This is a genomic window from Burkholderia sp. A9, assembly GCF_000801975.1.
This window is the reverse complement of record NZ_JSZN01000033.1, coordinates 93,103-108,078: the sequence shown is the minus strand read 5'-3', so window position 1 is coordinate 108,078 and position 14,976 is coordinate 93,103. Positions and strand designations below refer to the sequence as shown.

At 69.0% G+C, this 14,976-nt stretch carries 9 protein-coding genes; 2 read left to right on the top strand and 7 right to left on the bottom strand.

Annotation, left to right across the window (positions count from 1 at the left end; genetic code table 11):
• Positions 1–1,209: an NO-inducible flavohemoprotein gene (hmpA, locus tag PI86_RS13965; RefSeq protein WP_039323456.1), complete on the top strand. Its 1,209-nt coding sequence runs from the start codon at positions 1–3 to the stop codon at positions 1,207–1,209.
• An 85-nt stretch (positions 1,210–1,294) separates the two neighbouring features.
• On the opposite strand, the gene PI86_RS13960 is transcribed toward hmpA, so the two are convergent.
• The 6 genes from PI86_RS13960 to PI86_RS13935 form a co-directional block, all read right to left on the bottom strand.
• The gene (locus tag PI86_RS13960) at positions 1,295–1,684 is read right to left on the bottom strand and encodes a type II toxin-antitoxin system VapC family toxin (RefSeq protein ID WP_039323453.1); all 390 of its coding nucleotides are present in this window, start codon (positions 1,682–1,684) and stop codon (positions 1,295–1,297) included.
• Entirely contained in the window at positions 1,681–1,950 is a 270-nt protein-coding gene (locus tag PI86_RS13955) for a type II toxin-antitoxin system Phd/YefM family antitoxin (RefSeq protein WP_039323450.1), read from the bottom strand. Before PI86_RS13955 ends, PI86_RS13960 begins: the two co-directional genes overlap by 4 nt.
• Before the next feature lie 119 nt (positions 1,951–2,069).
• Positions 2,070–3,143 (bottom strand): 3-deoxy-7-phosphoheptulonate synthase AroG, encoded by a 1,074-nt coding sequence (aroG, locus tag PI86_RS13950; protein ID WP_014898020.1) that lies wholly within the window; start codon positions 3,141–3,143, stop codon positions 2,070–2,072.
• A gap of 395 nt (positions 3,144–3,538) precedes the next feature.
• The gene (gene tldD, locus PI86_RS13945; protein ID WP_039323447.1) at positions 3,539–5,005 is read right to left on the bottom strand and encodes a metalloprotease TldD; all 1,467 of its coding nucleotides are present in this window, start codon (positions 5,003–5,005) and stop codon (positions 3,539–3,541) included.
• Between the two features lie 93 nt (positions 5,006–5,098).
• Positions 5,099–5,926 (bottom strand): carbon-nitrogen hydrolase family protein, encoded by an 828-nt coding sequence (locus PI86_RS13940; RefSeq protein ID WP_039323444.1) that lies wholly within the window; start codon positions 5,924–5,926, stop codon positions 5,099–5,101.
• Positions 5,927–5,977: 51 nt separating this feature from the next.
• Positions 5,978–10,177 carry a YhdP family protein gene (locus tag PI86_RS13935; RefSeq protein ID WP_039323441.1) on the bottom strand — a complete coding sequence of 1,400 codons (4,200 nt, stop codon included), beginning with the start codon at positions 10,175–10,177 and terminating at the stop codon, positions 5,978–5,980.
• Between the two features lie 229 nt (positions 10,178–10,406).
• Here PI86_RS13935 and glnE point away from each other — a divergent pair, with 229 nt between their 5' ends.
• Positions 10,407–13,208, top strand: a complete 2,802-nt coding sequence (gene glnE / locus PI86_RS13930; protein WP_039323438.1) for a bifunctional [glutamate--ammonia ligase]-adenylyl-L-tyrosine phosphorylase/[glutamate--ammonia-ligase] adenylyltransferase — start codon at positions 10,407–10,409, stop codon at positions 13,206–13,208.
• 115 nt (positions 13,209–13,323) lie between these two features.
• Here the strand turns inward: glnE and recN are convergent, their stop codons facing one another.
• Positions 13,324–14,973, bottom strand: a complete 1,650-nt coding sequence (recN, locus tag PI86_RS13925; protein ID WP_014898015.1) for a DNA repair protein RecN — start codon at positions 14,971–14,973, stop codon at positions 13,324–13,326.
• Between the last annotated feature and the right edge of the window lie 3 nt (positions 14,974–14,976).

Below are 14,976 nucleotides of genomic sequence, written 5' to 3'. Positions count from 1 at the left end.
ATGACCCACATCACCGCTGACCAGATGGCCCGTGTGAAGGCCACCGCCCCCGTCCTTGCCGTGCACGGCGCGACGATCACGAAGCATTTCTACCAGCGCATGTTCGCGCGTCATCCGGAACTGAAGAACCTGTTCAACCAGACGCACCAGAAGACCGGCAGCCAGCCTGAAACGCTCGCGAAGGCCGTCTATGCGTATGCGGCGAACATCGACAACCTCGGCGTGCTCGGCGGGGCGGTGTCGCACATCGCGCACAAGCACGCGAGCCTGAACATCCGTCCGGAGCATTACCCGATCGTCGGCGAGAACCTGCTCGCGTCGATCGTCGAAGTGCTCGGCGACGCGGTCGATGCGGAGACGCTCGAAGCCTGGCGCGTCGCGTACGGCCAGCTCGCGCAGATCCTGATCGGCGCCGAGGCCGACCTGTACGCGGGCGCCGCGTGGAGCGGCTTCCGTCCGTTCAAGGTCGCCCGCAAGGTGCGTGAAAGCGACGAGATCACGTCGTTCTACCTGACGCCCGCCGACGGCGGTGAGGCGCCGAAGTTCGAGCCGGGCCAGTACATCACGGTGAAGCGCTTCGTCGGCGATCTCGGGGTCGACCAGCCGCGCCAGTACAGCCTGTCCGACGCGCCGCACGGCAAGTGGCTGCGTATCTCGGTGAAGCGCGAGGCAGGCCAGCCGGAAGCCATTCCGGCCGGCAAGGTGTCGACGCTGATGCATGACGGCGTGGAGGAGGGCGCGATCGTCGAGGTGACCGCGCCGATGGGCGAATTCTCGCTGAAGCGCGGCGTCGACACGCCGGTCGTGCTGATCTCCGGCGGCGTTGGCCTGACGCCGATGGTGTCGATGGCATCGACGCTGGTCGCCGAAGGCAGCAAGCGTGAGGTGCGGTTCGTCCACGCCTGTCGTTCGGGCGCGGTGCACGCGTTCCGGGACTGGCTGAACGATACAGTGCGCGCGCACGCGAACGTGAAGCGCACGGTGCTGTACGAGCTGGTGGGCCCGAATGATCGCGTCGGCGTCGATCACGACCTCGAAGGGCGCCTGACGCCGGAACGCGTGAAGCAATACGCGCTTGTGCCGGACGCCGACTACTACATCTGCGGCCCGATCGCGTTCATGAAGGCGCAACGCGATGCGCTGGTCGCGCTCGGCGTCGCGCCGGAACGCATCAATACCGAGATCTTCGGCTCGGGCGCGCTCGAGTGAGGATCTGACGGCTGGTTCCGGCCAAGGCAATGCAAAAGCCCGGCGCGAGCCGGGCTTTTGTTCGTGCTGCGCCAGGCGGGCGACTTCAGGCGCGCAGCATCAGCGTTGCGTGGTAGCGCCATACCTTCGGATCGGCACTGACGAATGGCATGCCTTCATGTAGCGCTTGCGCGACCATCACGCGGTCGAACGGATCGGCATGATCAGCGAAATCCGGCAACACGGCGACCGCTTCAGCGTGATCGCTGCTAATTGGCAACTCCGCGAAGCCTGCCAGACGGAACGCCGAGCGGGCATCGCGCGGATGAACGGGAAGGTTGCCTTTGCGATACTTGATCGCAATTTCCCAGATGGACGCGGCGCTGACATACAGCGTGTTTTGCGGATCCTCGATCAATGCGGCAGCGGTCGGCGAAAGTTGCGACGCGCCTTCCGCGGCCCAGAGCGCGATATGCGTATCGAGTAACAGCTTCACGGTGCGAGCCCCCGCTCGGCGCTGGCGTCAAAATCGGCCGCGATCGATTCGTCGCCGGCATTGAATGCTTCGACGGTCGTCGGGATGTTCAGGCCGGCAAGCAGCTGGCGAGCGGCGCCGATGCGGCGCGGCGCGGTGTAGGGAACGATGCGGGCGACCGGATGGCCATTGCGGGCGATCACCACTTCGGACTCGCGCCCCAATTCAAGCGCCTCGACGAGACTTGAGAGCCGCGACTTGGCATCATGCATGTTGACGGTCGACATGAGTACCTCCGATTAGCTAGGGAGTGTTAGCTAGTCTAGCAGAACCCAATGCTGACCACAGTCGAACCATGGCAACCCGCCGGCAAGCGGGTTGTCATGGTTCGGACCGGTGTCGTCTGTCAGTTGCCGCTGCCGCGCGCGACGCGGCGTGCCTTCACCGATTCCGCGAGACCTTCGAGCACCTTCACGCTGTCGTCCCACGCGATGCACGCGTCGGTGATGCTCTGGCCGTAGGTCAGCGGGCAGCCTTCCTTCAGGTCCTGACGCCCCTCGACGAGGTGCGACTCGACCATCACGCCGACGATGCGCTCGTCGCCGGCTGCGACCTGGCGGCCGATGTCCGCACACACGGGGATCTGGTTCTCGTGCTTCTTCGAGCTGTTCGCGTGGCTCGCGTCGATCATCAGGCGCGCCGCGAGGCCGGCCTTGCCGATGTCCGCGCACGCGGCGTTCACGCTGTCCGCGTCGTAGTTCGGCGTCTTGCCGCCGCGCAGGATCACGTGGCAGTCCTCGTTGCCGGCCGTCGACACGATCGCCGAGTGACCGCCCTTGGTCACCGACAGGAAATGGTGCGGCTGCGACGCGGCCTTGATCGCGTCGACCGCGATCTTCACGTTGCCGTCGGTGCCGTTCTTGAAGCCGACCGGGCACGACAGCCCCGACGCCAGTTCGCGGTGCACCTGCGACTCGGTCGTGCGCGCGCCGATCGCGCCCCACGAGATCAGGTCGGCGATGTACTGGGGGCTGATCATGTCGAGGTATTCGGTCGCGGCCGGCAGCCCCATCTCGTTGATCTGCAGCAGCAGTTCGCGCGCGGTGCGCAGCCCTTCGTTGATCTTGAAGCTGTTGTCCAGGTGCGGATCGTTGATGAGCCCCTTCCAGCCGACCGTCGTGCGCGGCTTCTCGAAGTACACGCGCATCACGATTTCCAGTTCGCCCTGGAAGCGCTCGCGCTCCTTCACGAGCCGCCCCGCGTACTCGATCGCCGCCTTCGTGTCATGGATCGAGCACGGCCCGATCACGACGATCAGCCGGTCGTCCATCCCGTGCAGGATGCGGTGCATCGACTCGCGCGAGTTGTAGATCAGTTCGGACGCGGCCTCGGAGCACGCGAATTCGCGGATCAGGTGGGCGGGCGGCGTCAGTTCCTTGAGTTCGCGAATACGGACGTCGTCGGTGTTGTGCGGGGGCATGCTGTTTCTCCTTGTTCCGGGCGCCGTTCGGTCAGTGGGCGTGCGGCAGATTCATCAATTCAAGCGATTCAGTGGTTTCGGTCGGGGCCGCGGAACCCGCTGCGGCGGCGATCGGGTGGCGAAGGGCGAAAAAAAACCGCCGGGTTCGCCGGCGGTTTTTCGGGAATTTCGGTTGCGCTTTACGCGCCATCAACCCTCTCGATCCGCCAGCGGTCTGAGATGCCAAAAAAAGTAAAAATAAAACTTGGCGGACATGACGGAGATTCGGTTCGTCAAAAAAGTTGATTCGGAATTTATACCCCGTCGCCGTGCGGCTGGCAACCGGGGGTGTTCAAAAATGCGGACAATCCGCGCGTTTTTGTCAAAATGCGCGGATTGTCTGCGCCGCGATGCGGTTATGCCGTACCGCCGACCGTCATTTTGTCGATCCGCAGGGTCGGCTGGCCGACGCCGACCGGCACGCTCTGGCCTTCCTTGCCGCACACGCCGACGCCCGAGTCGAGCGACATGTCGTTGCCGATCATGCTCACGTACTTCAGCGATTCGGGGCCGCTGCCGATCAGCGTCGCGCCCTTCACCGGATAGGTGACCTTGCCGTTCTCGATCATGTACGCCTCGGACGCCGAGAACACGAACTTGCCGTTCGTGATGTCGACCTGGCCGCCGCCGAAGTTCACCGCGTACAGGCCGTTCTTCACCGACGCGATGATTTCCTGCGGATCCTTGTCGCCGTTGAGCATGTATGTGTTGGTCATGCGCGGCATCGGCAGCGCTGCGTAAGACTCGCGCCGCGCGTTGCCGGTGATGGGCATCTTCATCAGGCGCGCGTTCAGCGTGTCCTGGATGTAGCCCTTCAGGATGCCGTCCTCGATCAGCGTCGTGCACTGCGTCGGGTTGCCTTCGTCGTCGATGTTCAGCGAGCCGCGGCGATTCGGCAGCGTGCCGTCGTCGACGACGGTCACGCCCTTCGCGGCGACCTGCTCGCCGATCCGGCCCGCGAATGCCGACGAGCCCTTGCGGTTGAAGTCGCCCTCGAGGCCGTGGCCGATCGCCTCGTGCAGCAGCACGCCCGGCCAGCCTGGCCCGAGCACGACCGTCATCGCGCCGGCCGGCGCGGGGCGGGCGTCGAGGTTCACGAGCGCCGCATGCACGGCGTCGTCGACGTAGCGCGACAGGATGTCATCGGTGAAGTAGCCGTAGTCGAAGCGGCCGCCGCCGCCGCCGGAACCGATCTCGCGACGGCCGTTCTGTTCGGCGATCACCGTGACAGACACGCGCACGAGCGGGCGGATGTCGGCTGCGAGCGCGCCGTCGCTGCGCGCGACCAGTACGACGTCGTATTCGCCGGCGAGGCCCGCCATCACCTGCGTGATGCGCGGATCGCGCCCGCGCGCCATCTGCTCGATGCGCTCGAGCAGCTTGACCTTGGCCGTCGCGTCGAGCGACGCGAGCGGATCGGACGGCAGGTACAGGTCGCGGCCCGAGATGCCCTTCAGCGACGTCGCGGCCTTGATCTTCTGGCGGCCGCCGCCGGCCGCCGCGATCGCCTTGGTGGCCGCGGCCGCCTGGGCGATGGCTTCTGGCGACAGGTCGTCCGAGTACGCGAACGCGGTGCGGTCGCCCGCGACCGCGCGCACGCCGACGCCCTGGTCGATGCTGAAGCTGCCCGACTTCACGATGCCTTCCTCGAGGCTCCACGCTTCGCTGCGGGTTGCCTGGAAGTACAGGTCCGCGTAGTCGACGCGATGCGTGAAGATGTCGGCGATCGTGCGCGTGAGCAGGCTCTCGTCGAGGCCGTACGGCGTGAGGAGGATGTCCTTCGCCAGCGCAAGATTGCGGATGCCGGGTTCGATGATGTTCATGCGGGTATCGAGGGTTCTCAAAAAGTTGTCGGGTGCGTTCTGGGCAGATGGGTTGGCCGGGCGGCGTTTCAAGCGCCGGGGCGGTTCAGCGGTTCAGGCCAGCACACGATGCCGCCATGCGGGCAGGCTCTGGCGCACGTCGGCGATGCGCTGCGGATCGAGCGCGCCGGCCACGACGCTTGCGCCTTCGTCGCGGACCGCGACGATCTCGCCCCACGGGTCGATCAGCATGCTGTGGCCCCAGGTGCGGCGGCCGTTCTCGTGCTTGCCGCCCTGCGCGGCTGCCAGCACGTAGCACTGGTTCTCGACGGCCCGTGCGCGCAACAGCATTTCCCAGTGCGCGCGGCCCGTCGTATACGTAAACGCCGACGGCACGACGATCAGCGCGCAGTCGCCCATCCTGCGATACAGCTCCGGAAAGCGCAGATCGTAACAGACCGACAGGCCGACCCGCCCGAACGGCGCGTCGAACGCGACGACCGTGTCGCCCGCGCGGATCGTGCGCGCCTCGTCGAACGATTCGTCGCCTTTCTCGAAGTTGAACAGGTGGATCTTGTCGTAGCGGGCCGCCTCGTTACCGGACGGGTCGAACACAAGTGTCGTGTTCAGCACGCGGTCGGGTTCCGGCGCCTGCAGCGGCAGCGTGCCGCCGATCACCCAGATGCCGTGACGGCGCGCGGCATCCGCGAGGAAGCGCTGGATCGGACCATCGCGGTAGGGCTCGGCGAGCGCGAGCTTGTCGGTGTCGCGGTGGCCCATGAAGCAGAAATACTCGGGCAGCAGCACGAGTTGGGCGCCGTCGCCGGCCGCTTCCGCGATCAGGCGGCCGGCTTCGGCGAGATTGCGCGCGACGTCCGGCGTGCTCACCATCTGCAGCGCGGCGACCCGAAAGGGCGTGGCGGAACGGGTGTGATCGGTCATCGCAGAGTCGGTTGCGTCATAAATGGGGTGCGGCCCGGCACCATGGATCGATCAATGGGGCGCCGCATCGGCCGGACCGTGATTCATCTTACCCTGATCGCCCCGCACCCGCTCGATGTGCGGATGGGCCCACGAGCCCGTGATCGAGTAGTCGAGCGCGAACGCGTGCGACAGCGTCTCCGACAGCGCGTAGTTCGCGGCCAGCACGCCGACGCCGAGCAGGGGATTGATGATCGCGGCCGCAATCGCCGCCGAGCCGGCGCCGATTTTCGGCGCGACGTGCGCATGCAGGTCCTGCGTCTCGGTGCCGAGGTCGACCGCGCCGCGCACCGTCACGTTCGCCGGCGCCGTCGTCATCGAGAAGTCGTCGGTGCGTGCGATCCCGTTCGAGATCCGGCCGGTGCCGGTGATCTTGTCGAACGGCAGCCCCTTGCCGACCACGTCGCGGAAATTCAGCGTCAGGAAGCGCGCGAGGCTTTGCAGGCTCAGCACGCCGAGCAGCTTCGCGGCGCCCGGATCGACCTTCAGGATCTGGCCGTGCTCGAGGTCAACGGCGACCTGGCCGCCGAGCGACGGGAGGTCGACCGCGGTCGGGCCGCCGCGCCAGCCGACCTTGCCGGTCACCGTGCCGTGGCCGTCCGCGAGCGTGCGCGGCAGGCCGACGCGGTCGAGCAGCGCGCCCGCGTTGCCGATGTCGAGCTTGAAGTCGAACACGCTGCGGCGCGGCGCGTCGCTTTGGTCGACACCGCGGGCGAGCGCGCGGCGCGACGTGCGCCAGTTGCCGGTCGCCGTCAGCTTCGCGGCCGGGTTCGCCAGCTCCAGCTTGTCGAGTTGCCAGACGGGCGCACCGTCCTCTTCGATGTTGCGCGCGTTGACGACCAGGCGGCCGATGTCGTGGTCGCGCGCGACGACCTGGTCGACGATCAGGTCGACCGACGGCATCGGCCGGTCGGTCGGCGTCGGCAGGTTCATCGCGCGGCCGACGAGGTCGTGCTGCGCGCTTTGCGGAATCACGAGCTTCGCGAGCCGCGCATTCAGCACGCCCGCGCCGTTGTGGCCGCCGCCGGGCGCCCACGACAGGTAGCCCGATACCTGGTTCGACGCGATGTTCGCCTGCCACAGCTCGTCGACGTGCGACGCGCCGACGATCACGTTCTCCCAGTTGCGCTTGAGCAGCTTCAGCGTGCCGAAGTGGAGCGCGAAGCGCTTCGGCGTGAAGCTCGCGACGTCGATGCGCGGGGCTGTCTGCGGCTCCGGCGGGCGCGGCTGTTCGGGCTGCAGCGTGCGGGCCAGCGCGAGCCATGCGTCGGCGTCCAGTTCGTCGACGTCGACGGCCGCGCTCACACCGTCCTGCGGCAGGTCGGGCATCCGGTGGATGCCCATCGCGCCGCGCACCGCGCGCAGCGGCTGGCCGCGCGTCGCGTCGAGCAGGTAGGTCGCGGACACGGGGCCGAGCGTCAGGTCGGCATGCTCGAGGCGCTTGCCGTCGGCTTGGGCCGCGGGCTGCAGCGTGAAGCGGAACGGCATCGGCGTGCCGGCCGGCTTCGCGAACGGCGCCGGGAAGTTCAGCGCAACACCCGTCAGGTCGGAATGCGCGGTGACTTCCGGCAGGCGGCCCGGCGCACCGCGCACGGCGAGCTGGTACGGCGCGTCGCCGACCACGTGCTCGAGCAGCGCCGCAGCCGTGCCGCGCAGATTCAGGCCGCGCGCCGCGTCGAGTGCGAGCTTGCCGTCGACGTCCACCGTGTAAGGGCCGTGTGACTGGAAGTTGCCGCTCGCGTGCACCGGGCCGCCGAGCAAGCGCCCCGACAGGTCGCGCAGTGACGCGCCGGCCTCGGTGAACTGCACGCTGCCGCGCAGCGCGGACAGCGGCGGCACACCTTCGGTCGACAGCGTGTTGCCGCCGAACGCGAGCGCACCTTCGACGTGCGTATGCGGATGCGGAACGTGTTGCGGAATCGTGATCTTGAGCGCGAGCGACGCGGGCCCCTGCGCATCGATCCGCTGGCCGATGTGCCCGCTCATCATGCCGAGCGAGCTGTTGTCCGCGTAGTCGATCAGGTCGGCGAGCGGGCCTTGCGCATGGCCGTCGATGACGAGCGGCGACTTCGACGGGTTGCCGAGGTCGTCGATGCGGCCCGCGACCTTCGTCAGCGCGACCCGCTTGTAATGCGCGCGCGCGATGTCGAAGCGCAGCTTGTTCTGTGCGAGCTCGAATACGCCGTCGATCCCGTCGAGGGCCGGCCACACGCTCGGCGTGCCGTTCGCGAGCTTGCGCGGCGGGTACGGCGTCGGCTCGAAGCGCCCGCCGGTGAACGGCGCGACGATATGGAACACGCCGGCATCCGGCTCGTGTTCGAACGGGAATTTCTCGAGCGGGCCGCGCGCGACGATCGAGGCGCCCCGGGTTACCTTGCCGTCCTGCAGCGCATGACCGAGATAGTCGCGCAGGTGCTCGGACATCCCGGTCGGCAGGTAGCGTGGAATGCGTGCCACCGATGCGCGCGCGAAATCCGCGCGCAGGTCGAGCGAACCGCGGCCGTGGCCGGGGTTCGAGTACGAGCCCGACACGGCGATCTCGGCATCGGGGTTGGCGACGAGCAGGTCGGGCAGGGTCACGTCGACGCGCGCGTGCTTTTCGCCCGGCGCCGGCGTGATGACCCATTTCGCGTTGCCGCGCAGCCGGTCGAAGGTCAGGCGCGGCTCGTCGAATTCGCCGGGCACCGTGACGGCCGCGTTGACGGTGTCGAAGTGCGCGTTGCCGCCCGTTTCGTTCGCGTCGATGCGGCCCCACAAATTCTCGACGCCTGGCCAGCCGGCGCGCGGATGACCGCGCGGGGACAGGCCCGGCGGCGGCTCCTGCGCGGCGACGCTGATGCCCTGCAGGTCGCCGAGGAAGCGGTAGCGGACGATCGGCGCGGCGCCCGTGCGCCGCTCTTCTTCGGCGAGGTCGGCCCGCGCCGGCTTCGCGCGTTCGACCTCGATGTGATAGTTCGACACCATCCCGCGCGGGTCGAGCTTGATCAGCTCGTTACGCAGGCGCGCCGGCAGCGGCAGCCCGCGGATGAACTCGCTGAGGATGCCGAGATCGACGCGGTCGCCGACGACGCTCAGCAGCTGTCCCTGGTCGGCGGCCGGCACGCGGTAGCGGGCGGTCAGCGTCGACAGCGCCAGCGAGCGGGAGAGCGGCGTGCCGTCCGGCAGCGGCGGCTGGCCGAGCTCGGCGTTGAAACGCGTCAGGTGCAGCGTGTAGTCGCGGCCGGCGTTCAGCGCCATGTCCCAGCCGAACCCGACCGTCGGCACGTCGAGGCGCGGCTGGGTCGGCCGCACGCGCAGCACGACGTCGGCGCCCTGCAGGTCGCCGCCCGCGGAACGCAGGTGGCCGTCCTGGAAGGTCGCCCAGATCGCGTTGTCGATCCGGCCCGCATGGATCGTGAGCGGCAGGTCGAGATAGCGGCCGAGCGTCTGCAGGTCGACCGGGCCGGTCGACAGATACGCGTCGCCCGTCCAGTTGGTCGGCTTGCCGATCGGCCCAAGCGGCTTGTGCCTGAAGCGCGCGCGGAAATCGAGCGGGCCGAGCAGCAGCGTGCCGTTCGCGGGCGCCTGCAGCGCGGCCTTGTGCACGCGGCCCTGGTTGAGCACCGCGAGGCGGATGCCCGACAGCGCGAGCTCCGGCGCGTCGTGCTGCGCGTCGCGCCAGCGCAGCGTGCCGTTGCGCAGCACGATCGCTTCCTGTTTCAGCAGCCACGTGCCGAACGTGTCGTTGCCGCCGTGGGTGGTCGCGACGCCGACGCCCGCGACGCTCAGCGAGCCGTCGGCGGCGCGCGCGACGACGAGGTCCGGGTGGTCGACGATCAGGCTCGACAGCGCGGGCGACAGCCGCAGCAGCGACATCCAGGACAGCGCGGCCGTCGCGTGCGGGACCGACAGCGCGATCTGGCCGTCACGGCCGCGAATGGTGAGGTTGGCGACTTCGACGCCCGGCTGCATGCCGGACCAGTGGGGAGACAGCTTGCCGATCGAAAGCTGCGCGTGGAGCTTGTCGGACACCGCGCGCTCGATGCGCGGGCGGAATTCGTCGATGCGCGGCAGGACCACGTAGCGCAGCCCGAGGAATGCGCCGGACGCGACGAAGTACGTGCCGATCCCGACTGCCAGCGTCACCCTGAACACGTGGCGCAGGACCGGATGATCGTGCTTCGGAGGTCCCGCTTCGGGCGCAGCTACGGCGGATTCCTGACGGTCGGACATGCGGCGGAAGGGCGGCGATATGGTAGTTTTGCAGACTGACGTTGAAATGTATCACACGGGTTCGTGCCGGCGGCCGTTGCGGCAGCGCGGCACGGGCTTTCCGGCGCGCGGTGTCGCGGCGGCGCATCCGCGTCGCGCGATGCCGCGCCGAGTCCATGGGGCTTGTCGGCAGCGGGGCGCGCACGCGTTTACCCCGGGCGGCGGGCCTTACCGCCAGGCCCGCTTCTCGATGACCGACGCTTCCGCCCTGATCAGCCCGTCCTACTCCCGCTATCTCGCCCGCGCGGCTGCCGCGCGCCCCGCGCTGTCCGACCAGATCGCCGCGTGGGCCGCCGCACCGCTGTCCCGCGCGCAGCTCGACGCGCGCCTGACCGAACTGCTCGCGGGGCCGGCCGGCACCGCCGCGCCGAGCGACGAGCAACTGAAGCGCGCGCTGCGGCAGTTGCGTATCGAGGTGTTCGGCGCGGTCGCGGAGCGCGACCTGCGCGGAGTCGCGGACGTCGCCGAGGTGACGTCCGCGATGACCGATCTCGCCGAAGTGGCCGTGCAGCGCTCGCTCGCGCTGCTGTCCGCCGAGCTCGAGGCGATGTACGGCGAGCCGCGCGGCGCCGACGGCCAGCGCGTCGCGCTCGGCGTGGTCGGGATGGGCAAGCTCGGCGGCCGCGAGCTGAACGTGTCGTCGGACATCGACCTGATCTTCGTCTACGAGGACGACGGTGAGACGGCCGGCGGCACGCGCTCGCCGCTGTCCACGCAGGAATATTTCACGCGGCTCGGCCGGCGCCTGATCGGCGTGCTGTCCGAGGTCACGGCCGACGGCTATGTGTTTCGCGTCGACATGCGGCTGCGCCCGAACGGTGATTCGGGGCCGCTCGTCTGCAGCCTCGGGATGCTCGAGGAGTATTTCTACGTGCAGGGGCGCGAATGGGAGCGCTACGCGTGGATCAAGGGGCGACTCGTGTCGGAGGGCGACAGCGACGCGGCGCAGCGGCTCGCGACGCAGCTCGAAGCGATCGTCAAGCCGTTCGTATACCGCCGCTATCTCGACTTCGGCGTGATCGGCGCGATCCGTTCGCTGCACCAGCAGATTCGCCACGAAGCCGCGCGCCGCGCGTCGATGCGGCCCGACAAGGCCGACGACATCAAGCTCGGGCGCGGCGGGATCCGCGAGATCGAATTCAGTGCGCAGGTGTTCCAGCTGATCCGCGGCGGCCAGGATGCGGAGTTCCGCGTGCGGCCGACGCTCGCGGTGCTGCGCCATGCGCAGGCGCGCGGGCTGATCGGCGAGGACGTGCGCGAGCGCCTGACCGATGCTTACAATTTCCTGCGCACGCTCGAGCACCGGCTGCAGTACCGCGACGACGCACAGACCCACGCGATGCCGGTCGATCCGGACGAGCGCGCGGTGCTGGCCGCGTCGCTCGGCTTTGCCGACTATGCGGCGCTGATGACGGTGCTCGATGGCTACCGCACGTTCGTCGAGGCGCAGTTCGACCAGATCTTCGCAGACAAGGTGAGCGGCGGCCCGTGCGCGGCGGGTGAGGACACGGCGGCCGGGTGGATCTGGAGCGGGGCGCTGGCCGACGACGGCGAGGACGACGCGCTGCTCGCGCGCCTCGACGGGCTGGGCTTCGCCGATCCGGCAGCCGTGCTCGCGCGGCTGCGTGCGATCTGGCAGTCGTCGCGCTACTCGGGCCTGCCGGAAAAGAGCCGGCAGCGTTTCGACAGCGTCGCGCAGCGTGCGCTCGAGGCCGCGCCGCGGATCGACGCCGCGCGCCGCGACGACACCATCGTGCGATTGTTCGACCTGCTCGAGACGGTCAGCCGGCGCGGCGTCTATCTCGCGCTCCTGACCGAGTATCCGGCCGCGCTCGACCGCGTGCTGTCGGTGCTCGGCGCGACGCGCTGGGGCGGCGGCTACCTGATTCGCCATCCGCAGCTGCTCGACGAATTGCTCGACGACGAGGCGATCGCGAGCCCGTTCGACTGGCCCGCGTTCAAGGACGCATTGCGTGCGCGCCTCGCGGCTGCCGACGGCCCCGAGCAGCAGATGGACCTGCTGCGCCACGCGCAGCATGCGGAGGTGTTCCGCATCCTGCTGATCGATCTGGCGGGGCAGCTGTCGGTCGAGCATGTGAGCGACCGCCTGTCCGAGCTGGCCGACGCGGTGCTCGACGTGACGATCGAAGTGGTCTGGTCGCAGCTCGCGAAGCGCCATCGCGACGCGCCGAAGTTCGCGGTGATCGCGTACGGCAAGCTCGGCGGCAAGGAGCTCGGCTACGCATCGGATCTCGACCTGATCTTCCTGTACGACGACCCCGACGAGCGCTCGGCGGACGTCTACACGACGTTCACGCGCCGGCTGATCACGTGGCTCACGACCGCCACCGGCGCGGGCGCGCTGTTCGACATCGACCTGCGGCTGCGGCCGAACGGCGAGGCCGGGCTGCTGGTCACCGATCTCGACGCGTTCCGCCGCTACCAGCTGCGCGAGGGCGATGCGGCGAACACGGCGTGGGTCTGGGAGCACCAGGCGCTGACGCGCGCGCGCTACAGCGCGGGCGACACGCAGATCGGCACGGACTTCGAGGCGATTCGCCAGCAGGTGCTGACGACGCCGCGCGACGGGGGCGTGCTCGCGAAGGAAATCGTCGACATGCGCGGCAAGGTGTTCGCCGGCCACCCGAACCAGACCGAGCTGTTCGACCTGAAGCACGATCGCGGCGGGATGGTCGACATCGAGTTCATCGTCCAGTACTGGGTGCTGCTGCATGCGTCGAGCGACGCCGAGCTGATCCGCAACACCGGCAATATCGCGCTGCTGCGCGAGGTCGCGCGGTTTGGCCTGATGGGCGAGGACGAGGCCGAGCGCGTCGGCGCCGCGTACCGCAAGTACCGCAAGCTGCAGCACAAGCTGCGGCTCGACGGGATGGAGAAGGCGCGGGTCGATCCGGCCCTGGTGGCCGACGAGCGGGCGGCCGTGACGGCGCTGTGGGAACGCGTGTTCGGGGCGGTTGAAACGGGCGTTTGAGTCGGGCGTTCGAATGGCGGGGCAGGGCGCACGCGAGCGAGCGGCCGCTCCACGGAAAAGACCGGCGCGGGCGCCGGTCTTTTTGCATGCGACAAACGGGTAACGGGTGGCGGCGTCAGGCCGCCAGCATTTCCTTCGCGTGCTTGCGCGTCGTCGCGGTGATCTCGAGCCCGCCGAGCATCCGCGCGACTTCCTCGACACGGCTCGCCCTGTCGAGAGGGTTGACCGACGAGACGGTGCCGCCGCGGTCGTCGGCGCCCTTCGCGACCTGGAAGTGATGGTCGCCGCGGGCGGCGACCTGCGGCAGGTGCGTCACGCACAGCACCTGGCGGTTGCGCCCGAGCTGGTGCAGCAGGCGGCCGACCACTTCGGCGACGCCGCCGCCGATCCCCGTGTCGACTTCGTCGAAAATCAGCGTGGGCGTCGGGCTGGCCGCACTCGCAATCACTGCGAGCGCGAGGCTGATCCGCGCGAGTTCGCCGCCCGACGCGACTTTCGCGAGCGGCCGCAGCGGCACGCCGGGGTGCCCGGCGACACGGAATTCGACCTGCTCGAGCCCGTGCGGGCCGCCGTCGGCGAGCGGCACGAGCGTGACGTCGAAGCTGCCGCCCGCCATCGACAGTTCCTGCATGCCGGCCGTGACGGCCGTGCCGAGCGTTCTGGCTGCCTGCGCGCGCGCCTTCGACAGGTGTTTTGCGTCGGCGAGATAGGCCTCCCATGCCTGCGCCTGCACGGCTTCGAGCGCGCCGAGATCGGCGGCCGCGTCGAGCGCGGCGAGCTGAGCGCGGCGTGCCGCATGTTCCTCGTGCAGCGTGTCGGGCGGCAGCCGGAACTTGCGGGCGGTCGAGTGCAGCGCGTCGAGGCGCGTTTCGACCTGGGCGAGCCGGGCCGGGTCGAGATCGAGGCGCTGCGCGTAGTGCGACAGCGAATAGACGGCTTCCTGCAGCTGGATCTCGGCCGGTTCGAGCGACGCAAGCGCGTCGCCGAGGCCGGTGTCGTAATCGGCCAGGCTGCGCAGTTTCGACACGATCGCGCCGAGTTGAGGGAGCATCGCGTCGTCGGCCTCCGACAGCGCGTTGAGCGCGCCCTGTACGCCGGCGATCAGGTTCGCCGAATGCGACAGGCGCTTGTGCTCGCTGCCGACTTCGTCCCATTCGCCCGGTTGCGGCGCGAGCTTGTCGAGTTCGGCGAGCTGCCATGCGAGCTTCTCGCGTTCGAGTTGCAACTCGCGCTCGTGTGCCTTCGCGGCATCGATCGCCTGTGTCGCGTCGCGCCATACGCGCCATGCGCGTGCGACGTTCGCGGCATCGGCGACGAGCCCCGCGTGCGTGTCGAACAGCTCGCGCTGCGCGTCGGGCCGCATCAGCAGCTGGTGCGCGTGCTGGCCGTGGATGTCGACCAGCATCTCGCCGAGCTCGCGCAGCTGCGCGAGCGTCGCGCTGGTGCCGTTGATGAACGCGCGCGAACGGCCGTTCGCGTCGATCACGCGGCGCAGCATCACGGTGTCCTCGGCGTCGAACGCGTGTTCGTCGAGCCAGCGCGCGACGCGGTCGTGCGGCGTGAACTCGGCGGTGATGTCGGCACGGCCGCAGCCGGCGCGCACGACGCTCGCGTCGGCGCGTTCGCCGAGCGCGAGGGCCAGGGCGTCGATCAGGATCGATTTGCCGGCGCCGGTTTCGCCGGAAAAGACGGTAAAGCCGCTGTCGAATTCGAGATCGAGCGCGGCGACGATGACGAAGTCGCGAATCGAGAGGTGGCGGAGCATGGT